Annotated in this window: 25 protein-coding genes and 1 tRNA gene; 16 read left to right on the top strand and 10 right to left on the bottom strand. The window is 67.0% G+C overall.

The annotated features are described in order from the left end of the window. Positions 1-18 precede the first annotated feature (18 nt). Positions 19-1,386, top strand: a complete 1,368-nt coding sequence (locus DV709_RS13385) for a DUF7544 domain-containing protein (RefSeq protein WP_117594915.1) — start codon at positions 19-21, stop codon at positions 1,384-1,386. Positions 1,387-1,459: 73 nt separating this feature from the next. Next, positions 1,460-3,709 carry an NADP-dependent malic enzyme gene (locus tag DV709_RS13380; protein WP_117594914.1) on the top strand — a complete coding sequence of 750 codons (2,250 nt, stop codon included), beginning with the start codon at positions 1,460-1,462 and terminating at the stop codon, positions 3,707-3,709. 131 nt (positions 3,710-3,840) lie between these two features. Here DV709_RS13380 and DV709_RS13375 read toward each other — a convergent pair whose 3' ends face one another. The 3 genes from DV709_RS13375 to DV709_RS13365 all read right to left on the bottom strand — a co-directional run bounded on the left by DV709_RS13375 (position 3,841) and on the right by DV709_RS13365 (position 5,959). Continuing rightward, on the bottom strand, positions 3,841-4,560 hold the full coding sequence (locus tag DV709_RS13375; RefSeq protein WP_117594913.1) for a twin-arginine translocase subunit TatC: 720 nt from the start codon (positions 4,558-4,560) through the stop codon (positions 3,841-3,843). Between the two features lie 101 nt (positions 4,561-4,661). Next, positions 4,662-5,264 carry a serine O-acetyltransferase gene (gene cysE, locus DV709_RS13370; protein WP_117594912.1) on the bottom strand — a complete coding sequence of 201 codons (603 nt, stop codon included), beginning with the start codon at positions 5,262-5,264 and terminating at the stop codon, positions 4,662-4,664. Positions 5,265-5,326: 62 nt separating this feature from the next. After that, on the bottom strand, positions 5,327-5,959 hold the full coding sequence (locus tag DV709_RS13365; protein WP_117594911.1) for a ribonuclease H: 633 nt from the start codon (positions 5,957-5,959) through the stop codon (positions 5,327-5,329). 125 nt (positions 5,960-6,084) lie between these two features. Between DV709_RS13365 and DV709_RS13360 the strand changes: the two genes are divergently transcribed. The 6 genes from DV709_RS13360 to DV709_RS13335 all read left to right on the top strand — a co-directional run bounded on the left by DV709_RS13360 (position 6,085) and on the right by DV709_RS13335 (position 13,438). Continuing rightward, entirely contained in the window at positions 6,085-7,743 is a 1,659-nt protein-coding gene (locus tag DV709_RS13360) for an ABC transporter substrate-binding protein (protein WP_117594910.1), read from the top strand. A 34-nt stretch (positions 7,744-7,777) separates the two neighbouring features. Next, the gene (locus DV709_RS13355; protein WP_117594909.1) at positions 7,778-8,764 is read left to right on the top strand and encodes an ABC transporter permease; all 987 of its coding nucleotides are present in this window, start codon (positions 7,778-7,780) and stop codon (positions 8,762-8,764) included. Continuing rightward, positions 8,764-9,777, top strand: a complete 1,014-nt coding sequence (locus tag DV709_RS13350; protein ID WP_117594908.1) for an ABC transporter permease — start codon at positions 8,764-8,766, stop codon at positions 9,775-9,777. Before DV709_RS13355 ends, DV709_RS13350 begins: the two co-directional genes overlap by 1 nt. Next, entirely contained in the window at positions 9,778-11,040 is a 1,263-nt protein-coding gene (locus DV709_RS13345) for an ABC transporter ATP-binding protein (protein ID WP_117594907.1), read from the top strand. Beyond that, a complete protein-coding gene (locus DV709_RS13340; RefSeq protein WP_117594906.1) occupies positions 11,033-12,430 on the top strand; it encodes an ABC transporter ATP-binding protein in 1,398 nt (465 codons plus the stop codon). Before DV709_RS13345 ends, DV709_RS13340 begins: the two co-directional genes overlap by 8 nt. 87 nt (positions 12,431-12,517) lie before the next feature. Continuing rightward, positions 12,518-13,438, top strand: a complete 921-nt coding sequence (locus DV709_RS13335; RefSeq protein WP_117594905.1) for a DMT family transporter — start codon at positions 12,518-12,520, stop codon at positions 13,436-13,438. Between the two features lie 25 nt (positions 13,439-13,463). Here DV709_RS13335 and DV709_RS13330 read toward each other — a convergent pair whose 3' ends face one another. Then, the gene (locus DV709_RS13330) at positions 13,464-13,751 is read right to left on the bottom strand and encodes a transcriptional regulator (RefSeq protein ID WP_117594904.1); all 288 of its coding nucleotides are present in this window, start codon (positions 13,749-13,751) and stop codon (positions 13,464-13,466) included. A 56-nt stretch (positions 13,752-13,807) separates the two neighbouring features. Then, complete coding sequence (locus DV709_RS13325; protein WP_117594903.1) at positions 13,808-14,773, bottom strand: asparaginase; 966 nt, start codon at positions 14,771-14,773, stop codon at positions 13,808-13,810. Between the two features lie 375 nt (positions 14,774-15,148). Here DV709_RS13325 and DV709_RS13320 point away from each other — a divergent pair, with 375 nt between their 5' ends. The 4 genes from DV709_RS13320 (at position 15,149) to DV709_RS13305 (ending at position 17,629) form a co-directional block, all read left to right on the top strand. Beyond that, entirely contained in the window at positions 15,149-15,409 is a 261-nt protein-coding gene (locus DV709_RS13320) for a hypothetical protein (RefSeq protein WP_117594902.1), read from the top strand. Between the two features lie 294 nt (positions 15,410-15,703). After that, a complete protein-coding gene (locus DV709_RS13315) occupies positions 15,704-16,678 on the top strand; it encodes an aldo/keto reductase (protein ID WP_117594901.1) in 975 nt (324 codons plus the stop codon). 66 nt (positions 16,679-16,744) lie between these two features. Then, entirely contained in the window at positions 16,745-17,317 is a 573-nt protein-coding gene (locus DV709_RS13310) for a DUF1684 domain-containing protein (RefSeq protein ID WP_117594900.1), read from the top strand. 120 nt (positions 17,318-17,437) lie between these two features. After that, positions 17,438-17,629 carry a hypothetical protein gene (locus tag DV709_RS13305; RefSeq protein WP_117594899.1) on the top strand — a complete coding sequence of 64 codons (192 nt, stop codon included), beginning with the start codon at positions 17,438-17,440 and terminating at the stop codon, positions 17,627-17,629. 48 nt (positions 17,630-17,677) lie between these two features. Here the strand turns inward: DV709_RS13305 and DV709_RS13300 are convergent, their stop codons facing one another. From DV709_RS13300 to DV709_RS13285, 3 genes are all read right to left on the bottom strand, one after another. Continuing rightward, positions 17,678-18,655 carry a lamin tail domain-containing protein gene (locus DV709_RS13300; RefSeq protein ID WP_117595323.1) on the bottom strand — a complete coding sequence of 326 codons (978 nt, stop codon included), beginning with the start codon at positions 18,653-18,655 and terminating at the stop codon, positions 17,678-17,680. 138 nt (positions 18,656-18,793) lie between these two features. Further along, on the bottom strand, positions 18,794-19,078 hold the full coding sequence (locus tag DV709_RS13295; RefSeq protein WP_232819742.1) for a hypothetical protein: 285 nt from the start codon (positions 19,076-19,078) through the stop codon (positions 18,794-18,796). Positions 19,079-19,661: 583 nt separating this feature from the next. Next, positions 19,662-19,811 (bottom strand) — tRNA-Met (locus DV709_RS13285). Between the two features lie 131 nt (positions 19,812-19,942). Here DV709_RS13285 and DV709_RS13280 point away from each other — a divergent pair. Next, positions 19,943-21,088 (top strand): DUF7115 domain-containing protein, encoded by a 1,146-nt coding sequence (locus DV709_RS13280; protein ID WP_117594897.1) that lies wholly within the window; start codon positions 19,943-19,945, stop codon positions 21,086-21,088. 45 nt (positions 21,089-21,133) lie between these two features. Here DV709_RS13280 and DV709_RS13275 read toward each other — a convergent pair whose 3' ends face one another. Then, positions 21,134-21,535, bottom strand: coding sequence for a DUF5830 family protein (locus tag DV709_RS13275; protein ID WP_232819741.1), 402 nt, complete (start codon positions 21,533-21,535; stop codon positions 21,134-21,136). Positions 21,536-21,696: 161 nt separating this feature from the next. Here DV709_RS13275 and DV709_RS13270 point away from each other — a divergent pair, with 161 nt between their 5' ends. After that, positions 21,697-22,344: a TVP38/TMEM64 family protein gene (locus DV709_RS13270; protein WP_117594896.1), complete on the top strand. Its 648-nt coding sequence runs from the start codon at positions 21,697-21,699 to the stop codon at positions 22,342-22,344. Between the two features lie 138 nt (positions 22,345-22,482). On the opposite strand, the gene gpmI is transcribed toward DV709_RS13270, so the two are convergent. Further along, positions 22,483-23,997, bottom strand: a complete 1,515-nt coding sequence (gene gpmI / locus DV709_RS13265) for a 2,3-bisphosphoglycerate-independent phosphoglycerate mutase (RefSeq protein ID WP_117594895.1) — start codon at positions 23,995-23,997, stop codon at positions 22,483-22,485. 188 nt (positions 23,998-24,185) lie between these two features. Here gpmI and DV709_RS13260 point away from each other — a divergent pair, with 188 nt between their 5' ends. Both DV709_RS13260 and DV709_RS13255 read left to right on the top strand, forming a co-directional pair. Continuing rightward, the gene (locus DV709_RS13260; RefSeq protein WP_117594894.1) at positions 24,186-24,839 is read left to right on the top strand and encodes a DUF1405 domain-containing protein; all 654 of its coding nucleotides are present in this window, start codon (positions 24,186-24,188) and stop codon (positions 24,837-24,839) included. Positions 24,840-24,985: 146 nt separating this feature from the next. Beyond that, complete coding sequence (locus DV709_RS13255; protein WP_117594893.1) at positions 24,986-25,777, top strand: hypothetical protein; 792 nt, start codon at positions 24,986-24,988, stop codon at positions 25,775-25,777. Positions 25,778-25,831: the final 54 nt, after the last annotated feature.

The raw sequence follows: 25,831 nt of genomic DNA, 5'->3' as shown, positions 1-25,831 counted from the left end.
GAGTGAAACCATGCGACCGTGCCCTGGTACGCAATCGATGCAATCGACGACGCGATAGATTCGACTCGTCGGTTCCTGTTCCCGTTCAGTCTCGGTCGGTGGCTCCGACTCGCAGTGATCGTCTTCTTCCTCGGTGCGCTGAGCACCGGGGGTTCACCGCCGAGTTTCGGTAACTTCGGCGGAAGCGGCGACGTGCCGACCCAGCCGCAGCCGACGCCCTCGCCGTCTCCGTCGCCGGACCCGACGGGCGGCGTCGACCCCGGGACGCTCACTAACATCGCCCTCCTCGTCGCGGGCCTCGTGGTGTTCGTCATCGTCCTCTCGCTCCTGTTCGGCCTCGTCGGCGACGTGATGCGCTTCGTCTTCCTCGACGCCCTCCGCACCGGCGACGTGCGCATCCGTACTCCGTTCCGTCGCCGACTCGGGAAGGGCATTCGGCTGTTCGTGTTCAAACTCGTCCTCTCGCTCGCGGTGAACATCCCGATTGTCGCCGGCGCGGCCCTCTTCGTCCTCGCGTTCGCCGCACCCGAGATTCTATCTGGATTCGGCATCGCCCCCGGCGTCGTCACCGGCCTCGGCGCCATCGGTTTCGTCGCGGTCTTCGCCCTCCTCGCAGTCGTCAGTATCGTTCTCGGTCTCGTCGTCGGTCTGACGAACACGTTCGTCACCGCGGTGATGCTCGTCGACGACACCGGTGTCGTCGAGGGCTGGCGACGCTTCTGGACGACGCTGCGCGGCGAGTGGAAGCAGTACCTCGTCTACCTCGTCATGCGTGCCATCCTCGGAATCGGTGTCGGCATCGTCACCAGCATCGTCGTCGCAATCCCCGCGCTCGTCATCGGGGCGATAGCCGTCATCGTCGTCATCGCAATCGTGAGCGCGTTCGGTGCGGCGCTCTCTCCGGCCACGGTCGTTCTGGGCGGTCTGACGCTTCTGGTGGCGTTTCTGGCGTTCCTGCTCGTCGCGCTCCCGGTCGGAATCGTCGTCCAGACGTACTTCCGGACGTACGAACTGATGGTGCTCGGTCGCTCGAACCCGCGGTTCGCCCTCGTCCCGATTCCGGACGACGACGGCGACGAGAACGCCGGAGCCGAACCGGGCGACGGGGACGAGTCCGACGACGGAGACGGACCCGGTGGTGCCGGCGGCTCCGGGGGATTCGGTGACGACCGAACCGACGACGGGCAGCCCGTCGACGACCCCGACGACGAGCCCACAGGTCGCTCCGACGCCGACTCCGCCGACTCCGCCGACTCCGCCGACGACTCGCCGTCGTGGCAGTCGACCACCGACGAGACAGCGCCCCCGAGCGGCGGCGAATCCGGCGGCGACGGGGAGAGCGACGACGACGATTCGGGCTTCAAATTCGGTCCCGACAAACGCTGATATTCGTCGTTCGTCGAACCACGATATCGACGCTATCCATAGTTTTTTGCTGACGGAGGGAGTCGCCGCAGCCATGGGGCTGGATGACGACGCACGGGAGTACCACCGGCAATCACCTCCCGGCAAAATCGAGATTTCGACGACGAAACCGACGAACACCCAACGCGACCTGAGCCTGGCGTACTCGCCGGGGGTCGCCGCACCGTGTCTGGACATCGCCGACGACGCAGACGAGGCGTACAACTACACGGCGAAGGGCAACCTCGTCGGCGTCGTCTCGAACGGGTCCGCGGTGCTCGGTCTCGGCAACATCGGCGCACAGGCGTCGAAACCCGTCATGGAGGGGAAGGGCGTGCTGTTCAAGCGCTTCGCCGACATCGACGTGTTCGACATCGAGTTGGACCGCGCCGACGCCGACGAGATTATCGAGTGCGTCTCCGCGATGGAACCGACGTTCGGCGGGGTCAACCTCGAAGACATCAAAGCGCCCGAGTGTTTCGAAATCGAGGAACGACTCCGCGAAGAGATGTCGATTCCCGTCTTCCACGACGACCAGCACGGGACGGCTATCATCTCCGGCGCGGCGCTTCTGAACGCCGCCGAAATCGTCGACAAGGAGCTCGAAGAGCTCGACATCGTCTTCTCCGGCGCGGGCGCGAGCGCCATCGCCACGGCCCGGTTCTACGTCTCGCTGGGCGCGAAGCGGGAGAACATCACGATGTGCGACTCCTCGGGAATCATCACCGTCGACCGCTCCGACGAGGTCAACGAGTTCAAGCGCGAGTTCGCCGCCGACCGCCCGAACGGCGACCTCGCCGACGCGATGGAGGGCGCGGACGTGTTCGTCGGCCTCTCGGTCGCCGACATCGTCTCCCAGGAGATGGTGCGGTCGATGGCCGACAACCCCGTCATCTTCGCGATGGCGAACCCCGACCCCGAGATAACGTACGAGGCGGCCAAAGACGCCCGCGACGACACGGTCATCATGGCGACGGGTCGCTCGGACTACCCGAACCAGGTGAACAACGTACTCGGCTTCCCGTTCATCTTCCGCGGCGCGCTCGACGTGCGCGCGACCGAAATCAACGAGGCGATGAAAGTCGCCGCCGCGGAGGCGCTCGCCGAACTGGCCCGTCAGGACGTCCCCGACGCCGTCGTGAAGGCCTACGGCGACCAGCCGCTGCAGTTCGGCTCGGAGTACATCATCCCGAAACCGCTCGACCCGCGCGTGCTGTTCGAGGTCGCGCCCGCCGTCGCGCAGGCCGCGATGACCAGCGGCGCGGCTCGCAAGGACCTCGACGTGGCCGATTACGAGGAGCGCCTCGAAGCCCGTCTCGGCAAGTCCCGCGAGATGATGCGCGTCGTGCTCAACAAGGCGAAGTCGGACCCCAAGCGCGTCGCGCTGGCGGAGGGCACCGACGAGAAGATGATTCGCGCCGCCTACCAGATTCAAGAACAGGGTATCGCCGACCCGATTCTCCTCGGCGACGCGGACACCATCCGCGCCACCGCCGCCGACCTCGGGCTGGAGTTCGACGCCAACATCGTCGACCCGGCGGGCGAAGACCACGAGGGCTACGCCGACAGGCTCCACGAGCTCCGCCGCCGCAAAGGCATCACCCGGAGCGAGGCGGGCGAGCTCATCAGCCGCGACAGCAACTACTTCGGTAGCGTGATGGTCGAACAGGGCGACGCGGACGCGCTCCTCACCGGTCTCACCCACCACTACCCGAGCGCGCTGCGGCCGCCGCTGCAGGTCATCGGCACCGCCGAAGACGCCGACTACGCCGCAGGCGTGTACATGCTGACGTTCAAGAACCGCGTCATCTTCGCCGCCGACACGACGGTTAACCTCGACCCCGACGACGAGGTGCTCGCCGAAATCACGAAACACACCGCCGAACTCGCGCGGCGGTTCAACGTCGAACCGCGCGCGGCGATGCTGTCGTACTCGAACTTCGGCAGCGTCGAGAACGAGGGCACCCGAAAGCCGCGGCAGGCGGTCGACATCCTGCACGACGACCCCGAGGTCGACTTCCCCGTCGACGGCGAGATGCAGGCCGACACCGCCGTCGTCGAGGATATCCTCGAAGGCACCTACGACTTCACGGAGCTCGACGAACCGGCGAACGTGCTCATCTTCCCGAACCTCGAAGCGGGCAACATCGGCTACAAACTGCTGCAGCGCCTCGGCGGCGCGGAGGCAATCGGCCCGATGCTCGTCGGCATGGACAAACCCGTTCACGTGCTCCAGCGCGGCGACGAAGTGAAGGACATCGTGAATCTGGCGGGTGTGGCGGTCGTGGACGCGCAGGAAGAGTAGCAGTCGGTCGATAGCGACCGTCGACTCTGGTTTTCTTTTCGTTTCTAAACTACGTCTGACACCAGCAAATCGAGGTGGAAGCTACGGGTATCACAGGCGAGACGCTAGAATCTCGGTCGGCGAAATGCCGATCACCCGAACGTCAGCACGGCCAATCCGGCGACGTAGCCGGCGAAGAGTACGCCGCCGTAGACGACGAACGTCACCGAGTCCGGCGGCGAGTACACCGACGCGTAGCCGAGCACGCCGAGGAGGACGAACCCCCAGTCGCGGTGCAGCACCGACGAGGAGACGATACCGTCGCCGACGAGCGCGACCATCAGCGGAGGTAGCGAGAGGGCGACGCCGACGGCGACGGGCAGAAACAGCGCCACCTCCGCCAGCCAGTACGGTCGGTACGCCGGAACGAACCCGCTTCTGAGGATGCCGAACTTGAGCAGTTCCAGCAGTGCGGGAACGACGAGCACCGCACCGAGGACGACGCCGAGCAGACAGAGTCCCGCCGACAGGAGATACAGCCGTCTCGTTCGCGTGCCGTGTGGACGAATCTCCGCGCGTGCCTGCCAGAGGAGCGCCGTTCCGGCGACGCCGACGCCTGCGAGCGCTGCAACCTGCAGTTCGACGCCGAGCGAGACCAGCGGGTCGGTCGGGAGCGTCGTCCCCGCGGGCGCGTAGACGCCGAGCGCGGCCTTCTGGAGGTCGACCCCGGTCGCTCGAAACGCGGCGAGCGTCAGCGCGACGGCGACGGAAAACAGGAGGGTGAGTTCGCGTGCCTGCGTGCGGGCAATCCGCAGAAGAACGCCACTCCCTCTGGGTCCGAGCTCCCGCACGCGATCTGCTTCGAGGACCATGCGAGGGGTATGCCCAACCGTGTTATCAATTTTCTCCCCCCGAATCCGCCTCCGCGACTCCCTCCGTCGACATCGTCGACGTCCGCGACTGACCCGGGCTGTCAGGTGTCGTCGGCGTCTGTCACCGAGTCGGAGCGTCGATTTTCGTCTCCGTCCTCGTCTCCCCCTTCGCCGGCGTTCGTCCCGTCTCCGGGTGCTCGGGCGGGGTTCCCGACGACGGACGTCTCGGGGGGAACGTCGTCGACGACGACCGAGCCCGCCCCGACGCGGGCGTTCTCGCCGACGGTGAGCGGCCCGATGAGGGTCGCGTTCGCGCCCAAGACGGCGCCGTCCTCGACGGTCGGGTGGCGCTTCGTCCGCTGCATCGAGTTGCCGCCGAGCGTGACGCCGTGGTAGAGTACGACGTCGTCGCCTATCTCGGCCGTCTCGCCGACGACGACGCCCATCCCGTGGTCGATGAACACCCGACGGCCCACGGTCGCCGCCGGGTGGAGTTCGACGCCGGTGAGAAACCGCGAGAGATGAGAGAGCAGTCGAGCGGGGAGGTGCAGATGTGCGTTCCACAGCGCGTGCGCTATCCGGTGCATCCAGAGCGCGTGGACTCCTGGGTACGTCAACAGAACTTCAGTGTAACTCAGCGCGGCCGGGTCGTTCTCCAGTGCGGCGCGCAGGTCTTCCCGGAGTCGTGTCCACGGTGACGGCATCGCTCGAACTGTCGTCGTCGCGGACGGATAGCTGTGTGCGTTTCGCCCCGGACTCGCCTGTCTCAGTCGCCCGCGGTCCGTTCGGTCCGCGACGGCGGGAGAACGCCGTCGCCGGCGCCGTTCGAGGCTCCCGGCGGTTCGGGGAGCACGCAGCGGTCGGGTTCGCGGTTCACGTGAGCGTACTCGGTGGGCGTGTTCGCCAGCACGTGGGCGGGATTCTCGCGGCTGTCGATGCGCGCCGCGCGGAGGTCGGCGAACCCCGAGATGCGCGCGAGGATGCCGCGCCAGTGGTTCTCGCTCCCGTCCGGGACCGGCGGCGTTCCGGCGGGGTTCCACGACGGGTCGGCGGCCGCGAGCGTCGCGGCGTTGACGTTCGCCGCCAGGTCGTCGTGGTCGACGAGGACGCCGACGCTCGCGGTTCTAGGTGCGCGCGCGGCCAGCACGTCCAAGCCGAGGTGAAGCGCACGGTACTCGGCGACGTTGTTATTCGGAACGGCGTCGGGGAGGGAGACGCGGGCGACCCGTACGCCGTCGCGCGTCTCGATGACGGCCCCGAGTCCGCCCCCGCCGGGACGGTACGACCCGTCGGTCGCGACGTAGAACTGGCGGTGGTGGGTTCGCGGCGGATGCGCGATGTGCGGGGTGGGCGATTGGTCGAACAGATTTCTCAGCGATGACCGGCGGTGTGCGGCCATGTCGCACGCTTGGTAATTCCGATACTTAACTGTATGGTCGACGTGTCACACCAGTAGTAACTCGACCACGTGTTGCGATTGGTCATACCATAGCATATATATCGGGGTAACGCCCATGTGCGTTCATGACTGAAGACAGGCAGTCACGTGTTAGCAGACGCCGTTACCTCCAGTTGGCAGGCGGTGCCGCCGCGACGGCAGCACTCGCCGGTTGTTCCGGCGACTCCGACGAGATAAACACCGAGACGCCCGCGGACACCGGGGGCGACGGCGGTGGAAACGACACCGGTAACGACACCGGGAGCTCCGACGGGGAGGACAACCAGGACGGCGGAGAGTTCGCCGTCACCATCACGCAGGGGCAGATGGACTCCGGTCTCGACCCTCACGACCACCGTGAGACGACGACGGACATCATCACCATGCAGATGTACGAGGGGGCGCTCGACCGGAACCGCGAGGGGCAGGTCATCGAGGGTCTCGCCGAGAACTACGAACAGGCGGAACCGGACCGCGTTCGTCTCACGCTCCGCGAGGGCGTCACGTTCCACAACGGCGACGAACTCACCCCCGCGGACGTCGCGTTCAGCATCAACCGCATCGTCAACCCCGACGTCGGCAACCTCGCCAGCCCGCAGAGCGACCAGTTGGCGGGTATCACGGAGGCGCAGCCGGTCGAGGGCGAGAACGCGGTCGACGTCGTCTCCGACGGCGTCAACCCGATGGCCGTCGGGCTGCTCGCCAGCTACGGTGACATCATGCAGCAGTCGTGGGTCGAATCGAACGACAACAGCTACATCAACAGCCACGCAAACGGCACCGGACCGTTCCAGCTGTCGAACTACACCCAAGACGAGAGCGTCGAGTACACGAAGTACGAAGAGTACTGGCGCGAACCGGCGGCCGTCGACGCGCTGACCATCACCTCGGCGTCAGAGTCGAGCACCCGCGTCAACCAGCTCGTCAGCGGCGAGACGGACATCGTCGTCAACGTCCCACCACAGGAGGTCAGCCGCATCAACGGCAACGACAACACGAGCGTCGAAGCCGTACCGAGTACGCGCGTCATCTACAACGGAATGCGGTACGACGTCGAGCCGTTCTCGAACCGCGACTTCCGGCGAGCGATGAACCTCGCCATCGACCTCGACACTATCGTCGCGGAGGTGCTCGCGGACTTCTCGGACCCGACGGGTCAGCCGACGCTCGAAGGGTTCGTCGGCTACAACCCCGACATCGACCCGTACCCGTACGACGTCGAGCAGGCCGAACAGCTCGTCGAGGAGAGCGGGTTCGCCGGCGCGACGCTCGAACTGCACACGCCGGTCGGTCGCTACCTGAAAGACCTCGAGATCGCGCAGGCGGTCGTCGGCTACATCAACGAGCTCTCGAACGTCGAAGCCGAGGTGACCCAGCGCGACTTCGGTGACCTCGCCGCGCAGCTCACCACCGGCAACATCGAGGACATGCCCGACTGGTACCTCATCGGCTGGGGCAACGAGACGTTCGACGCGAGTCAGACGCTCATCCCGCTGCTGTCGACCGACGGCGCGCTGTCGAGTTGGAGCAACGAGGAGTTCGACAGCCTACTCGACGAGGCGGGGCAGACCGCCGACGCCGACCAGCGCGAACAGCTGCTTCGGGAAGCGAACCAACTCGCCCACGACGAGGCGCCGTGGATCTTCCTCAACCGGCAGTACAGCGTCTACGGGGCGAGTTCGCGTATCGACTGGCAGCCACGTCGCGACGAGTCCATCAAGGCGTACGAAATCGCCCAGCCGTAACGGACGACTCACGCGGCCTTCTCTCCACTCAATCATGTCATTTGCACGATTCATAATCAAGCGGAGCCTGCAGGGAATCTTCGTCGTCTGGGGTGTCGTGACGGTCGTATTCCTCCTGCGGTTCTCTACGCCGGGCGACCCCGTCAACTTCATCGCCCCGTTAGACGCCAGTCCCGAACTTCGGCAGCGTATCGCCGAGGAACTCGGGTTGAACCAACCACTGTACGTCCAGTACCTCGACTATCTCGCGGGCTTGCTCACCGGCGACATGGGCTACTCGTACATCTCGGGGACGGAAGCGGCGACGCGTATCTTCGCTCGCATCCCGGCGACCGTCGAACTCGCCGTCGCCGCCACCGTCGTCGCGATTATCATCTCGATTCCGCTGGGCGTCGTCAGCGCGACGCGACGGCACGAACCGGCCGACTACGCCGCGACGACGTTCTCGCTCGCGGGTATCAGCACGCCGAACTTCTGGCTCGGCATCATGCTCGTGCTCGTCTTCGCGGTGCAGTTGAACTTCCTGCCGACGAGCCGCCGACCTATCGGATTCACCCCCGCGATGGGGTATCTCGTCGCGGGCAACCCCGCCAGAATCGTCCTCTGGCTGCAGCACATCACGCTCCCGGCCATCACGCTGGGGACGTACTTCACGGCGCTCGTGACGCGCCTGACGCGCAGCGGGATGCTCGACGAGCTCGGCAAGAGCTACGTCGACGCCGCCCGCGCCAAGGGGCTTCCGGAGACGCTCGTCCGGTACAAGCACGCGCTCCGGAACACGCTCATCCCGGTCATCACCGTTCTCGGCCTCCAACTGGGGACGCTCATCGGCGGCGCGGTCATCACCGAGGCGGTGTTCGCGTGGCCCGGACTGGGAACGCTCGTCATCAACAGCATCAACACCCGTGACTGGCCGCTCATCCAGGGCAGTCTCATCATCATCGGGTCGAGTTTCGTCTTCGTGAACATCGTCGTCGACGCGCTGTACGCGTACGTCAACCCGCAGGTGGTGTACGACTGATGGTCGCTCCACGCACGTGGCGGAATCTCCGCCGCGAACTCCGCGGGAGCGCGCTCGCCAAGATCGGCATCGTGCTGGTGTTGGCCATCATCTTCGTGGCGATGTTCGCGCCGTTCATCGCGCCGTACGACCCGTATCAGCAGGACCTACAGAATTCGCAGGTGCCGCCGCTCGGGTTCAGCACGACCGAGAACGAGACGCGCTCGGAGATGGTCAACGGGAGCATCCAGGTCATCGAGGAGGAGGTGACGGTGAACGCGACGATGGCCCACCCGCTCGGCACCGACGCGCTCGGCCGCGACATGCTCTCGCGGACCATCTACGGGGCGCGTACGTCGCTGCTCGTCGGCGTCCTCGGGACGCTGTTGGCGGTGCTCATCGGCGTCACCGTTGGCCTCACCGCCGGCTACTACGGCGGCCGCGTCGACGACGGCCTGATGCGGATGTCCGACATCATGTTGGCGTTCCCGTCGCTCGTCCTGGCTATCGCACTCATCGGCCTGTTCGGCGGGGTGACGATACGGATACCCGACCCGTTCGTCGCCGTCGGACTCGCGCCCGATATGCCGCCGAACATCGTGTTACCGGGCACCGTCGTGCTCGTCGTGGCGCTGGTCAACTGGGTGTGGTTCGCTCGCGTCGCCCGCGGCGAGGCGCTCAGCCTCCGCAGCGAGGAGTACGTGAAAGCCGCCCGCGCGCTCGGCGCGAGCGACGGCTCTATCGTGGCGCGACACATCTTCCCGAACAGCATCACTCCCATCCTGGTGTTGGCGACGATTCAGGTCGCCGCCATCATCCTCCTGGAGAGCTCGCTGTCGTACCTCGGCTTCTCGGGGGCGAACCTCTCGTGGGGGCTCGACATCGCACAGGGCCGTGACTATCTGGCGTCGGCGTGGTGGATCGCGTCGATTCCCGGCGTCGCCATCGTCTTCGCCGTCATCGGGGTCAACCTCGTCGGCGACTGGCTGCGCGACGCGCTCGACCCCGGCATCGAGGGGGAAGGAGGCGTTTAGATGGACGAGATACTCAAAGTCAGAGATCTGAAGACGCGGTTCTTCACGGAGGAGGGACAGGTCAACGCCGTCGAGGGCGTCAGTTTCGACGTTCGAGACGGCGAGATATTCGGCATCGTCGGCGAGTCCGGCAGCGGCAAGTCGGTGACGGCGCTGTCGGTCATCGACCTCATCGAGTCGCCCGGCAGGGTGACCGCCGGCGAGGTCTGGTACCGAAACGAGGCGCTCGCCGACGAGTTCCGCGAACAGAAGCCGGACGCCGTCGACGGCGCGTTCGTCGACCTGCGGCAGTTACCCAAGGGCGTCCGCCGGTCGCTTCGCGGTCCCTCGTTCAGCATGGTGTTTCAGGACCCGATGAGCAGTCTCAACCCCTCCATCACGGTGGGCGAACAGATCGCCGAAGCGGTCGAGGTCCAGCGCCGCGCCCGCGCGAACCCGCGGAGCACCCGCTCGCGGACCCAGGGGTACGGTCTCGCGCAGTACCTCGTCGACAGCGTCGTTCCCGGTCGGGAGTACACGAGCGACGAGAGCAAAGAGCGAGCCATCGAACTGCTCGAACAGGTCGGCATCCCCGACCCGGAGGCGCGCGCCGAGGAGTACCCCCACCAGTTCTCCGGCGGGATGCTCCAGCGGGCGATGATCGCGCAGGCGCTCGCGGGCGAACCCGACGTCCTCGTCGCCGACGAACCGACGACGGCGCTCGACGTGACGATTCAGGCGCAGATTCTGAACCTGCTCAGAGAGCTACAGCGCGAACAGGATATGAGCATCATCATGATAACGCACGACCTCGGCGTCATCGCGCGGATGTGCGACCGCGTCGGCGTCATGTACGCCGGACAGGTCGTCGAACGCGGCACGCTCGAAGACATCTTCGAACGGCCGGTACACCCGTACACGGAGGGGCTGTTGGGGTCGATTCCGGACCTCGAAGACCCGTCACCGCGGCTGTCGCCCATCGAAGGCAACGTGCCGAGTCTGCTCGACTCGGAGATGGGCGGCCGCTGTTACTTCGCGGACCGCTGCCCGAAGGCGATGGAGACGTGTCTCAACCCCATCCCCGAGTACGACACCGACAGCGGCGACGTCGTCGGCGACGGCGCGAACGCGGAGGCGGTTCACACCGCCCGCTGCGTGCTCGCGACCCGCGAGTTCGACCCCGCGGAGGCGCTCGCCGACGACTACTTCCGCGGCGCGGACGAGGCGGCGGACCCGGAGACGCCGGAGGACGCCGCCGAACAGGAGGTGGTGAGCGATGACTGAGAACCGCCGACCGACGGCGACCAACGGCGACCCGCTCCTTCGGGTCACCGACCTGAAGAAGTACTACGGCGAGGAGAGTTCGCTGTTCGACACGCTGCTCGGCCGCGAGTCCGAGAGCGTCAAGGCCGTCGACGGTATCAGTTTCGACGTTCACAAAGGCGAGACGCTGGGGCTCGTCGGCGAGTCCGGATGCGGGAAGTCGACCACCGGCGAGACGCTGCTTCGCCTGCGAGAGGCGACCGACGGCCGCGTCGAGTTCGCCGGCGACGACGTCTACGAGATGGAGGGCGACGAACTGACCGAGTTCCGCCGCCGCGCCCAGATCGTCTTCCAGGACCCCTTCTCCAGTCTCGACCCCCGGATGACCATCGGCGAGATAATCTCGGAGCCGTACCGAATCCACGGACTGCCCGAGGAGTCGCCCGACGACGGGCGCTCGAAGCGCGAGTGGCGCATCGACCGGGCCGCCGAACTGCTCGAACGCGTCGGGCTCTCGGCGAACCACGTCGAGCGCTACCCGCACGAGTTCTCCGGCGGGCAGCGCCAGCGGGTCGGTATCGCTCGCGCGCTCGCGCTCGAACCGGAGTTCATCGTGCTCGACGAACCCGTCTCCGCGCTCGACGTGAGCGTGCAGGCGCAGGTGTTGAACCTGCTGGACGACCTCCAGGAGGAGTTCGGCCTCACATACCTGTTCATCGCGCACGACCTCTCGGTGGTCCGCCACATCTGCGACCGAGTCGCCGTGATGTACCTCGGCAACATCGTCGAACTCGGGCCGACCGACGACCTGTTCGACGACCCGCAGCACCCCTACACGCGAGCGCTGTTGGAGAGCGTCCCGCGGGCCGCAGTCGCGGAGAGCGGCCGCCGCGTCGAGCCGCTCGCTGGCGACGTGCCGAGTCCGCGGAACCCGCCGAGCGGCTGTCGGTTCCGCACGCGCTGTCCGCGGGTCATCCCGCCCGCCGACGTGACGCTCTCGCAGCGGGCGTACCGCGAGGTGATGGACCTCAGAGACCGCCTCGAACGCGGCGAGTTGAGCGCGGAGTCGGTGTGGAGCAACGTCGACGACGAGACCGACAAACCGGGGTTCAAGCGCCACCTCCGAGAGGAGTTCTTCAGTCACGACCTGAGCGGCGACGACGAAGCGGCCGTCGAACGGGCGCTGGAGGCGTTGTCGAACGGCGACACGGAGGAAGCGATCGCCATCCTCCGCGAACGCTTTGAGAGCGTCTGTGAGACCACTCGACCGCTGTTGCAGGAGCGCGAGCACCCGTCGGCGTGCCACCTGTACGAGCAACCGGCGGACGCACCGGTCGACCGCGACCCGGTGCGCGCGCACCCGGAAGCCGACGTCGTCGGCGACGACGAGACGGGCGCGGAGGCCGACTGAGTCGCACGTCGGTCCCGCGGGCGCGTCGCAACCGGCCTCCTCCGCCGCAAACGAAAACTACACGCCCCCCGACCGACCAGTTTCGACGTGACTCAAACACGGGACGCACTGCTGTTTCTCCTCCTGGCCGCCGTCTGGGGGTCGGCGTTCATGGCCATCAACGCCGGACTGGCGTCGTTTCCGCCGGTGCTGTTCGCGGCGCTGCGCTACGACATCGCGGGCGTGTTGATGCTCGGCTACGCCGCGTACGCCGTCGACGACCCGATACCCCGAACCCGCCAGCAGTGGGCCGCCGTCGCCGTCGGCGCGGTCTTTCTCATCGCGGCCTACCACGTCCTGTTGTTCGTCGGCCAGAGCGGGCCGGTGACGAGCGCCGCCGCGGCGGTTCTCGTCAGCCTCAGCCCCGTCTTGACGTCGGTGTTCGCGCGGATGTTCCTCCCGAGCGAGCGACTCACCGCCGCCGGCGCCGCGGGCCTCCTGTTGGGTCTGGTGGGCGTCGCCGTCCTCTCGGACCTGGACCCCACCAACCTGCTCGCGGGCGCGACGGTGTCGAAACTGCTCGTCTTCGGCGCAGCGGCGGCGTTCGCGCTCGGAAGCGTCCTCTCTCAGCGCATCGACGACGGGCTCCCCATCGAGACGATGGAGGCGTGGGCGATGCTCGGCGGCGCGGCGCTGATGCACGTCGTCTCGCTCGGGATGGGCGAGACGCTCGCCGACATCACCTGGACGACGCGAGGCGTCGCGGCGCTGCTGTACCTCTCGCTGGCGGCGAGCGCGCTCGGTTTCCTCGTCTACTTCGACCTCCTGGACCGACTGGGGGCCATCGAGATCAACCTCGTCTCCTACGTCGCGCCCGTCTTCGCCGCGATTTCGGGCTATCTCGTCCTCCAAGAACCGCTGAGCACGGAGACGGCGCTCGGCTTTCTGTTCATCTTCGGCGGGTTCGTCCTGCTGAAACGCGATGCGATACGCGAGCAGTTGGTCGGCCGTTCCGCCGGGCTGTCGTAATCGTCGGCCGTCCGAGGGTCGGGCGCTACTCGGCTCGTTCGGTCCGCTCGGCTTCAACCACTTCGCCGACCATCGACCAGCCGTCGTCGTCCGGCCCCTTCCGGCCGAGCAACACGGACTCGTTGTCCTCGCTCGTGATGAGCCGATAGTCGGCGTCGTCGTCCTCGCAGGTGCCCTCTCCCTGGAACTCCCGTTGGAAGAACTGCGTCCCCGAGAACTGATAGACGGCGCTCGACCCGTCCGAGAGCGTCAGTCGAACCGGTTCCGGCGAGACGTTGTGGATGCGCTTTGCGATGGGGTTGAGGTCGGCCATTTCGCCCGAAGGGTCGGTGCCGCGGGTAAAGAATCGGTCGGACGGCAGTCGGAAACTCAGCCGAACAGCGCCGCGAGGTCGTCGCCCTCGATACCCGCGGAGAGGGCCAGCAGGAGCTTGATTCGGGCTTTCGAGGTCGGAAGGTCGCCCGAGAACAGCGCGCCGTGCTCGCGGAGCGTGACGCCGCCGCCGCGAGTGCCGTACACCTGGTCGGTCGGGCCGACGTGACAGCGCGAACTGACGACGACGGGGACCGATTCGACCGCGCGCGCGACGGCGTCGCCGAGGCTCCGGGAGACGTTACCGAGACCGGTCCCCTCGACGACGACGCCGTCCGCACCGGCGTCGACCGCTCTGTCGAGTTCGTCGCCGGCGACACTAATACCCGAGTGGACGACCGGAACCGTCGCCGACGCGTCGGCGGCGGTCGCCACCGGGAGCGACGCCGAATCCGAGGACGTACTCTCGGCGGTGCGGTGCAGATGCGTCTCCGACCGAGTGAACGTCGCCACGGGGCCTTTCCCCGGCGATTTGAACGTCGAGAGCGCGTTCGTGTGGGTCTTCTCCACGTCGCGGGCGGCGTGGAGTTCGTCGTCGAACGCGACGAACACGCCCGAAAATCGGGGGGAGGCGGCCGCTCTGACGGCGGTGAGGAGGTTCGCCGGCGCGTCGGTTCCGACCTCGTCGAAGCGGCGCTGCGACCCGGTGACCACGACCGGAACGTCGACGTCGAGCAGCAGCGAGAGCGCGTACGCCGTGTCCGCGAGCGTGTCCGTGCCGTGAGTGACGACGAACCCGTCGGCGTCGGACGCTTCCACCGCCTCGGCGACGGCGGCGACGGCCGAAAACTGCATGTCGAACCCCGGGTACGAGGCGATCTCCTCCGCGGTGACCGTCGCGTACTCGACGAGTTCCGGCACCGCCTCGACCAGTTCCGCGCCGCGTTTCGCCGGAGCGGCCCCCGTCTCGCTCGGTTCGCTGGCGATCGTCCCGCCGCAACTCAGCACTCGTACGTCTGGCATAGACGACTCTCACGCGCCCGCCGGTTGACTGTTTTGCACGCGGTGGTTTTTGTGCTCCCCACGGTCGAGACGCGACTCAGACGTCGTTCCCCGTCCGGCCACCGCCGCGTTCGACAATGGTCAAAATAGCTATTGGTCAGATCGAGTAGGTTACGCGCTCCAGTTCGTTCAATCGGAGGGAAAACTCCGTTGTGAGAGACACTCACTCCAACGTGGAGACGAAGTATGAGAAGCCTCTATAAACTTTTAGCTCCCCTCTCAGTCCGTCTTGAAAGATCAATTAGGGAACTGGTCAATGCTAAAACTTCCCGAATTCGGCTCAACACTCTACCCCCTATATGACCCCCCGAGTTGTACGAGATGGTGAGAGGTCCCATGTCCAACTCCTCCCCACTCAAGAACGAACGCCCCCGCCAATCGAACAGCCTCGTCGACGAGTTCTCGAACAGTCTCGGCGGCCGCATCCTCGCGCGTCCGGTGCAGTTCACGGCCTTCTGGGCCGCGATCGCGCTGCCGTTCTTCTACATCCCCGTCGTCGCCGGCGAGACGATCTTCGGCGTGGGGATGGAACTGCTTCCGCTGCTCTTCGTCGCGAACATCCTGGCGCTCGTCGTCGGGCACGGTCACAAGCAGTAGCTTCCCGCTCCGGTACGGTTCCCCGCAGCCTCCCACTCCGGTACGGTTCCCCGCATCTCTCCGCCGCTGCATCTTCCCGCACTTCCCCACACCATCGCACTGCCTCCCTCGGGACCGGCAGCCCTCCATACATCGTACGCCTCTCTTTACCGTACCTTCCCCCTTCGATTCCGCCCTCCGAGCTCGTCCCCGTGCCCGCGACCGACTCGTCGTCGCCGGGGTCGAGCCGCGTTCGAGTGTTCGCCGACGACGCGAATCGGGGTACTTTAGCGCCCGCTCGTCGCACGTTCTCGCATGTCTCTCGACACGGTTCCGCTCGGCCGCACCGGAACGAAGGTGAGCGAAATCGCGTTCGGCACGTGGCGATTCGGACGGAGAAACGACGACGGGGACCTGGAAGTCGGCCGCGAGCGGGCCCACGAGTTGCTCGACGCGTACGCCGACGCCGGCGGCACGTTCATCGACACCGCCGACATGTACGGCGAAGGGCGCAGCGAGGAGTACATCGGCGACTGGTTGGCCGACCGCGACCGCGAGGAGTTCGTCGTCGCCTCGAAGATTTACTGGCCGACCAGCGACCACGCGAACGGCCGCGGGCTCAACCGCAAACACCTCCGGAACAACGTCGACGAGATTCTCGACCGCCTCGGCACCGACTACGTCGACGTGCTCTACGTCCACCGGTGGGACGACGACACGCCCGCCCGCGAGTTCATGCGGACGCTCGACGAGTTCGTCCGCGACGGGAAAGTGAACTACCTCGGCGCGTCGACGCTCGAACCGAACGCCTGGAAGGTCGCGATGGCGAACGAACTGGCGGACAGGCGCGGTTACGAACCGTTCTCGCTCGCACAGCCGCGGTACAACGTGGCGAACCGGGAGATAGAGGGTAACTACCTCGACATGTGCGAACACTACGATATCGGCGTCGTCCCGTGGTCGCCGCTGGCCGGCGGCTTCCTGACGGGTAAGTACAGCCGAAACGAGAAACCGCCGAAGAAGTCTCGGGCGGCCAACGACCAGCAGTTCGCCGACTCCTACCTGACGCCGGAGAACTTCGACGCGCTCGAAGCCGTCGAAGCCGTCGCCGAGGAGGTCGGCGCGACGCCCGCGCAGGTGAGTCTCGCGTGGTTGCTGCACCACGAGCAGGTGACCGCCCCCATCGTCGGCGCGCGGACGACGAAGCAGTTGGAGGAGAACCTCGTCGCGAGCGACATCTCGCTCACCGACGCGCAGTTCCAACGCCTCGCGGGCGCGAAGTCGAACTAAGCGCGCGAACCGCCGAACCGGACCGCGGTCCCAACCGATTTGTGTCGGCACCGGCAACGCAATCGCATGAGCGACAGCGAAGCCGAGACCGGAGTCGACGTGGACGAGTGGCGCGCGGAGGTCCAGCACCAGCGCGAACAGAAAGACGAGTTCTTCGCCGACCACCCGCAGTCGCCGATTCCGCCAGAAGAGCGCGAGGCGTTCGACGGCCTCGACTACTTCGACCCGGACCCCGACTACCGCGTCGAGGCGACGGTGACGACGCACGACGAACCCGACCCCGTCGAGATGGAGACGACGAACGGCCCGAACGTCCGCTACCTCCGCGTGGTGACGTTCGACTTCGAAGCCAGCGGCGAGACGCAGACGCTCGCCGGGTACCGACAGGAGTCCGACGACTCGCGGTCGCTCTTCGTCCCGTTCCGCGACAAGACGACCGGCCAGCAGACGTACCGCGGCGGACGGTACATGGAGTTCGAACCGAACCGAGAACTCGAAGACGGCGACGAGGTGGTGCTCGATTTCAATCTCGCGTACAGCCCGTTTTGCGCCTACAGCGAGACGTTCGCCTGCCCGCTCCCGCCCGAGGAGAATTGGCTCGACGTGGTGATTCCGGCGGGCGAGCGGTTCGGAGAGTGACGAGCGGGCGGGGTTCGTCCGACCGAGACGTCGAACCGCCGTCCTGTCGGCACGGCGTCTCGAACCGCCCTCGCGGAACGAAAGCGAAATTCATTATGCGTCCGGCGATATAGCCGAGGTATGGACGTAACACGCAACGGAACTCTCGGCCTGGGAATGATGGTCGTCGGCACGCTCGGCTTCGTACCGACGGCGCTGCCGTCCTCGACGTTCGCCGGCGTCGTCGGCGGTCTCATCCTCGTCGTCGCCGCGGCGCTGCTCACGGCCGGCACCTATCTCGTCGGCACCGACGTGACCGGCCGCGCCGTCTGAGACCCGAGACACCGATTCGATTCTCGTCGATTGCCACTGTGAGAGCGGTCAGTACGACCGCCGAGCGACGACCGCGCCCGATTCGTCTCGGACGACCACCTCGTCGCCGTCGTTGTTCCACACCGGGCTGTTCGCGCCCCAGTACAGCGTCTCGTCGGTGTCCTCGCCGTCACCGGTCCGTAGCGTGACCGTCGCACCGGGTTCGAGGGAGAACCCGTCCGGGAACTGGTACTGCTTGCCCGCTTCGTCCGTCACGGTCCACCCCGACAGGTCGAGCGTCTCCTCGCCGCTGTTCCGGAAGACGAGGTACTCGTCGACGAGATTCTGCCGGTCGTCGCCCGCGGCGTCCTCGTGTATCTCGTCGACGACGAGCGACGAGTCGCCGCCGTCGGCCCTCGCCGTCTCCGAACCCCGACCGGTTCCGGCGGACGAGCCGCCGTCGTCGGTCGCACACTCCCACAGCCCGCGCTCCGCCCGCTGTGCCGCTGCTTCGGCGTCGTAGTAGCGCTCGCGGGCGGTGAACTGGCTGTCGTAGACGCGGGCGTAGCCCTCGGCGACGAGGCCGTAGTTGAAGTCGGTGTCGTCCACCACCACGTAGACGAGCAAGCGGTCGTAGTAACCGCGTCGCGGTTCGTTCGCGTCGAACCGGAGCGTGACCTCGCGGTCGAGCAGCGTCTCGGTCGCGTAGTCGGTGGCGCGTTCGCCGTGCTCGTTGAGACACGCCTGCCCCGCCGCGGTGTCGGGGACGCTCTCGAAGTCGGCGGGGTCGCTCTCGCCGTACGTCTCCGGCGTGTCGACGCCGAGCAGACGGGCCGTGTCGCGGGTCCCGTTCGGATACGCTATCTTCACCGTGTCGCCGTCGACGACGTCGACGACCGTCGCGGTTCGACCCGGTCCTTCGCCGGGTAGCGGAGCGTCGCCGGCGGACGGTGCGCCGTCGTCGGGCGACGGGAGCGGCACGCCGACGCAGCCTGCGGTGAGGAGCGACACACTGACGACGAGAACGACCGTTGGTCGGCGAAGCACGTCCACGGGCCGGACAACGAGGTAGCGGTATATCAGTTCCACGTCGTCGGGTCGGGCGTCGGAGCGCCGAGCGGTCTGTTGTTCGCGTCTCCACCGGCGCAGTGGCCGAACCCGTCGGCAGCGAGCCCGCGGACGCCGTCAGGAGAGTCTGCTGTACCAGAACCGGAGCCACTCCGACAGCGGTCCGCGCGTCCCTTCGACGTGGACGCGGACCGTTCCGTCGAGTCGCCAGCGGGCGATTTCGGCGCCCGGTTCCATCCGAAGGGGGACGTCCACCTCCAGTTGCTCGAACCGACACTCGATAGTCTCCTGACGGTCGATCTCGGTGTCGATAACGTCCTCTATGACGTCGAACCACGTCTGCCCGGCCGCCGGCCGACCCACGGGCGTTCGTTCGGCGTCCGTCGCGGTGTTCGGACCCATCGGGTACAGATTACCCGTACCGGGGCTTGTAACTTCGCCCGCAACTCCGAACGCCGAGGGCGAGTGCGAGCCGAATTAGACCGCAGGAGGGCCCGTCACCGACTCGCTCGACGAAGTCGAGCTCGTCCTCTCCCGACGACGAGTTCGCGGTGTACGCGGAGGTCGAGCGCCGAATTCGCCCCGACTTCTGCACCGGACACCGGGTTAGTGACCGCCAAATTCGGCTTAACCGGTGGTTCGGCGCTTTCGCTCGTTCGGTATGGAGTTCAATACTATGGAGGTGTCGCCGGTACGAACTATCAGAGTCGTCGTCCGGACGCGTACCGTCGCGTTACCGGGCGGCGCTCGACGGCGGCCCCGAACCGGTCGCCGTGGTGTGTCAGTGTCCGGGGGTCGCGTCAGCGCCCGGCCGTTTTGTGCTAGTGGGGAGACGGCTCGACGCCGTCGACATCGTTTTCGAGGGAGCCACCCGCCGCGAGTCGCGGACTCGCCTCCGAGGACGAGCGGGGCGCTCCGGGGGTGTGCGGGGCGCTCCGGGGGTGTGCGGGGCGCTCCGGGGCGAAGTCGAAGTGGAAGTGGAAAATGCCCGGGGTGGGCTCCGAACCCACGATCTCCGCATATCCCAGGTCAGAGGCTCGGCAGGCCCCGTTGGGGCGGAGGCTTCCAAGGCGATACCGCACCGAATCTCAGAACCCTATGAGTGCGGCGCTATGTCCAGCTAAGCCACCCGGGCTCACTCTCATCTTGTCCGATGAGACTCTTGAAGCTTCCCATATCGGTTTACCGTGCGGCGGTTTCTCACCGAGATTCGCGTTCGCCGCCGCACCCCCTGAATTTATCACGCGTGACCGGGACACCCCTGCCATGAGCCTGCCGGAACTCGTCCAGACCGAACTGGACGACGAACCAGTCGCCGCCCAGGTGAGCCTCGGTGGCGAAGACGGACTGTTCGTCACGCCCACGCGAACGCTCATCTACCGCTCCGAGGGGCTGCTCTCGGACGAATCCGTCGAACAGTATCCGCACGACGCCGAACGCATCTCCGTCTCCGAAGGCGGCCGCACCTCGCGGAAAGCGAAGGTGACGCTGGACTACGGCCTCGACGGCGAGCGGTCGTTCTCGATTCCGTCGAAACGCCTCCAAGAGGCGCTGCACCCCGTGCTGGCCGGCATTCTCAGCGCCGCCGGAATAACCGACCCGGGCGAGACGGTGAAGCAGACGTTCCGGTTCAGCGAGCTCACGCTCGTCGTCACGAGCCACCGAGTCGTCAAACACATCGGCGCGCCCGTCTGGGACGAGGAGTACGAGGAGTACCACTACGCCGACGTGACCGACCTCACGTTCGAGGACGGCAGCGTCGCCACCTCCATCGTCCTCACGCTCGGCGGCCGCCAGGAGCGGTTCAAAGCGCCGAACGACGACGCGCGCGCGGTCCGCGAGACGCTGACCGACGCGCTCTGCACTTATCACGAGACGTCCTCGCTCGACGCGTTCCGGAAGGCGAAAGCCAGAGAGTCCGAGTCGGACCCGGCGCAGGACCGCAAGAACGTCTCCTTCGGCGACGGCCCCGCGCCGCTGAAAGCCAACCCCACGGAGTTGCGCGAGAAGCCGAAAAACGCGACGCGGCCGGACGACCCGGTGGATCTCGACGACGGCAGCGGCGACGCGACGAGCGAGACAGCCGTCGAAACGGCGGTCGAATCGCAGTCGGCGGCGTCGGCCGCGCAGGTGGAGTCCGCGGAGTCGACGACGTTCGAGGGGTCGGGCTTCGAGTCCGCCAGCGACGAGACGGCCGCCGCCGAGGCGGCGGCACCGGCGTCGGCATCGCCGGAGACGGCGGTCCCGGAACCGTCGGACGCCTCGGCGCCTCCCGTCGCCGGCGACGACACCGACGAACTCCGAGCGCAGTTGGCGACGCTGACGGAGACCGTCGAACGACAGAACGAGGAGCTACGGCGCCAGGCCGAACTCCTCGAGCGACTCATCGACGAACTCAGTCGCGGTCGGTGACGCCCCCGTCTCGGCGTCTCCGCGGCCGGTTCTGCGACCGCGTGCTCACTCGCGACCGGTGACTTTTCGGATACACGAGGAGCCGAACGGACCCAGCTCGCCGGCCTCGAAGCGGATGAAGTGACCCGTCGAAATCGACGCCCCGCAGCGCCGGCAGTCGAACTCGCCCTCGCGCGTGACGACCTGGCTCTCGAAGCGGACGAACGTGCCGCCGCGGCGCGTTCGGATACGCGCGCCGTCGCGTTCGACGATGCCTCGCTTCTCGGCTTCGTCGAGGATGTCGCGGGTCGTCGACGGGTCCGTCGTCACCGTCTCGATGCGGTCGATGACCGCCGGCAGCTCCAGCTCGTCGTGTTCGAGGTGTGCGAGCAGTTCGAGGGCGAGCTCGATGCGCTCGCTGCGGGTCGCGGCGATGCCGGCCCCCTCGTCGGTCGGTCCGTCGGGCACGTTCCGCGAATTTCGCAGCATCGGAGTTAACGGTTCCGTGGTGGGGCGACCGGCCGCGCCGCGTCGGGCACAAGGGGTTTGACGGCGGACGGCGAATCGGTGGTATGGAGTCCGACATCGGCGTCTCTGCCGTCGCAGTCGTCACGGAGCGGTGTTACTGAGTGTCGCGTCGCACCCTCCTCGCCTCGACGGCCGCCGTCGTCCTCGTCGCCGCGCTCGCCGCGTGGCTCGTCTCTCCCGAAACGCTGTTCGAGCGGCTTCGATGGGTCGCCGCCGACCCGGTTCGATTCGTCGCCGTGCTGACGCTCGTCGCGCTCGTCCGCCCGCTGTTGGCGTGGCCGACGACGCTTCTGGCCGTCGTCGTGGGCTATACGCAGCCGCTCACGTGGGCGCCCGTCGCGCTCGCGCTCGTCGTCGTGAGCAGCGTCCCGCCGTACTTCTTCGGCCGTCACATCCGCGGCGACAGCGGCCGGTTCGCGGCCGCGGGTGAGCGGTTCGTCGACACGACCGGCGACGTTCGCAGCGTCGCCGCGAGCCGGCTGTTTCCGGCGCCCTCCGACATCGTCTCCGTCGGGGCGGGAGTCGCCGACGTTCGGCTCCGGTCGTACGTCCTCGGAACCGCAGTCGGCGAGACGCCGTGGGTGGTCGGCGGTGTCCTCGTCGGCGGGTCGCTCGGTGCGCTGACCGCCGACTCGTTGACCGGCCTGTTCGACGTTCGCCTCGTCGCGGGGGCAGCAGCCGTCGGCGTGTTGCTCCTCGCGGGGCCGCTGTACCGCTACGCGTCGAAGCGGAACGTCAAACTCCGATAGCCCGCCACCCGAAGTTTATACCGGAGGACGCGGCCAGAGCCCCTCGTGCGCTGAGAGCGGCCGTGACCCGGACGAGGCGGGAGCGCGACGACCCGGTCACGGAGCGATCCGAGGAGCTGTCCGTCGCCTGTTCGCCAGTTACTCTAGAAGCGACTCGCCGGTCATCTCCGGCGGTTGGTCGACGCCGATGAGCGACAGCAGCGTCGGCGCGAGATCGCAGAGCGACCCGCCCGCCCGAACCGTCCTCCCGCCGGCGTCGCCGGCCGGAGAGAGGTAAAGGAGCGGAACCGGGTTGTAGGTGTGAGCGGTGTGCGGTGTCTCCGGCGTGCCCATGTCGTCGGCGTTGCCGTGGTCGGCCGTGACGAGCGCGTGGCCGCCGGCGGCGAACACGCCGTCGAGCAGTCGGCCGAGCTGCGCGTCGACGGCTTCGACGGCCGCGACGGCGGCGTCGAAGTCGCCGGTGTGGCCGACCATGTCGGGGTTCGCGTAGTTGAGCACGAGCACGTCGGGGTCGTCGGACTCGATTATCGACAGCGCGGTGTCGGTCACCTCCTCGGCGCTCATCTCGGGCGTCGCGTCGTAGGTCGGCACGTCCGGACTCTGGACGATGCGTCGAATCTCGCCGTCGAACTCCACCTCGCGGCCGCCGTTGAGGAAGTAGGTGACGTGGGCGTACTTCTCGGACTCCGCGAGCCGTAGCTGCGTGCGGCCGTTCTCGGCGAGCACTTCGCCGAGCGTGTTCCGGGGTTGCTCCGGCGGGAACGCGACCGGGAAGTCGAACGTCTTGTCGTACTGAGTCATCGTCGCCAGGTGAATCTCCGGCGGCGTCGTCTCGGACGCCCACTCGGGGCGGACGTCGCCGAGCATTCTGACGAGCTGTCGCGCTCGATCCGACCGGAAGTTGAAGAAGAACACCGCGTCGCCGTCTTCGAGCGCCGGGCCGTCGGCGACGAGCGTCGGCTCGACGAACTCGTCGGTATCACCGCGTTCGTAGGAGCTCTCGACCGCCTCGACCGCCGAGAGCGCTTCGTGGTCGGCCTCGCGGTTCACGATGGCGTCGTAGGCGCGTTTCGTCCGCTCCCAGTTCTGGTCGCGGTCCATCGCGTAGTACCGTCCGGAGACGGTGGCGACCTCGCCGGTGCCGTGGTCGGCGACGACGCGTTCGAGCGACGCGAGGTAGTCGGCTCCACCCGTCGGGGAGGTGTCGCGTCCGTCGGTGAACGCGTGAGTCACCGCCTCGACGCCGTGGTCGGCCGCCGCCTCGATGAGCGCGTACAGATGCTCCTGGTCGGAGTGGACGCCACCGTCGCTGACGAGTCCCATGAAGTGGACGCGGCCGTCGTGTTCGGCGGCGTAGTCGAACGCGTCCGTGAGGACGCGGTTCTCGTAGAGCGAGCCGTCCGTGATGCTGTCGTTGATTCGGGTGTACGCCTGTTTGACCACGCGGCCGCTGCCGATGTTGAGGTGGCCGACCTCGCTGTTTCCCATCTGCCCGTCGGGCAGCCCGACGCGCCGGCCGCTCACGTCGAGTGTTCCGTACGCTCCGCTCTCGCGGAATCGGTCGAAGTTCGGTGTTTTCGCGGCTTTCACGGCGTCTCTCCGGTCGTGGTCTCCGAGCCCCCAGCCGTCGAGAACAACGAGTGCGGCCTGCATACTCCCTGGTTGGCTTTCGACGGTAACTAGCCTTTGCATCGAACAGTTCGCCGTCGTCTCCCGCGTGATCAACAAAGTCACGACGAGCAGTCGGAAAGGCGGACCAAATCGGGGATCACGTCTATCCGAACTGCGGAGGACTCGCCGTCTCGACAACTTTTACCGCACACCGTCCGTCTCTCCGACGAATGGCGAGCGCACGCCTCATCCCGGACCGCTACGTCGAGTACTACCTCGGCAACGCTCCGAGTCTCGTCTGGTTGCTCGTCGTCAACGCCGCAGCGTTTCTCGTCGGCGTCCGCTACTACGTCGAGACGATGCCGGCGATATCGACGTTTCTGTGGCCGCTGTACGGCGACTCGCCGACCGCGTTAGCGCTGGGGACGCTCTCGTTGGCGACGCTCTTGCCGAACCTCGGCCGAAGTATCGACGACGCACCGCTGAACCGCCCGCTGGTCTACCTCCACACGCTCTCGGTCGTCTGGCTGGTGAAGTTCGGCCTCTGGACGGCTGTGGCGCTGAACCTCCGCCCGGAGCTCTACTTCGGATTCGGTCTCCCGTCGCTGTGGAGTTACTGGGGTATCCTTCTCACGCATCTCGGATTCGTCGTCGAAGCGTCGCTCGTCGCCCGCATCGGGGCGACGACTCGCGGGGCGCTCGCGTTCGCGCTCGTGTTAGCGTTTGCGAACGACGTGTTCGACTACGCGTTCGGCTACCATCCGCCGCTTCGGTACGAGCCGGGAGTGACCCTCACAGTAGCTAGCGTGGCGATTTCGGTCGTCTCGGTCGGTGTCGCGGCCGTTCTACTCGACCGGTTCCGGGAGCCGACGGTCCGGAAGTAAGAGGTGATTACCGTCTGATTTCACCGTTGCAGGTCCGCGTAGATTCCACCTGCCGGCTTCGAAACACACTGAACAGAACGAACCCGAAGGTGAACGAAACGAACGGAGGTTCGTGTTTATGGGCGTACGCGAGGTAGCGAAATTCGATGAAAGCCGTCTACGCCCTCCTCGTCGCGGTGTTCGTCGTCGTCTCGTCGGTTCCGGCCGCCGCCTCGGTCTCGGCGACGTCGACGACCGACGCCGCGTCGCAGGTCGACACCGACGAGAGCCAACTCGGCGACAACGTGACGACGTTCGTCCAATCGACCGCTGCGGAGACCCGCGGCGTCGTCACGAACGAGAAGTGGGAAGCACAGTTCGAGCGAAACGGCGACAGAGCGGCCGTCAATCGGCGAATCGACCGCCTCGAGAGCGACCTCGCCGAACTCCGTCAGCGCCGCGACGCGCTGTCGGCGGCGGTCGAGAACGACACCCTCTCGGGACCGCGGTACCACGGCCGACTCGGCGAACTCGACGGTGAACTGAGCGCGCTGGCGGTCTCTATCGACGCGACGGAGCGAGCCGCAGAGCAGGTCGACGCGAACACCAGTCGTCTGTCGACGCTCCGCACCGAGACGAGAGAGACCCACGCCAACGTCGCCGGCCCGACGGCGACGACGCCGCTCGGACCGCCGGCGAACCGCCCCAACGGCACCGGCGAGGGCGACGGAGCAGCCGACTCCCGACAGTTCGTCCACAGTAGCGTCCAGCCCGTCGGCGAGGGCGCCGACGAGGTCGACGGCGTCGGCGACGGCGAGGACCGCCCGGAGAGCCCGAACCCCGGCCAGACGAACGGTGAAGACGACGGAGTTCCGGTCGAACGCAAGTTCACCACGGACGTGACCCAGCCGAACGGTGAAGCGCCCGGAAAGGAGGACGTTCGCGGACGCCACTCGTAACGCTTCGCCCGGCGAGGAGGACGCCGACGAAAACGAGCACGCGCGGCGCGACTG

It is taken from the genome of Haloprofundus halophilus, assembly GCF_003439925.1.
GTDB lineage: Archaea > Halobacteriota > Halobacteria > Halobacteriales > Haloferacaceae > Haloprofundus > Haloprofundus halophilus.
This window is presented reverse-complemented; position numbering and strand designations above follow the sequence as displayed.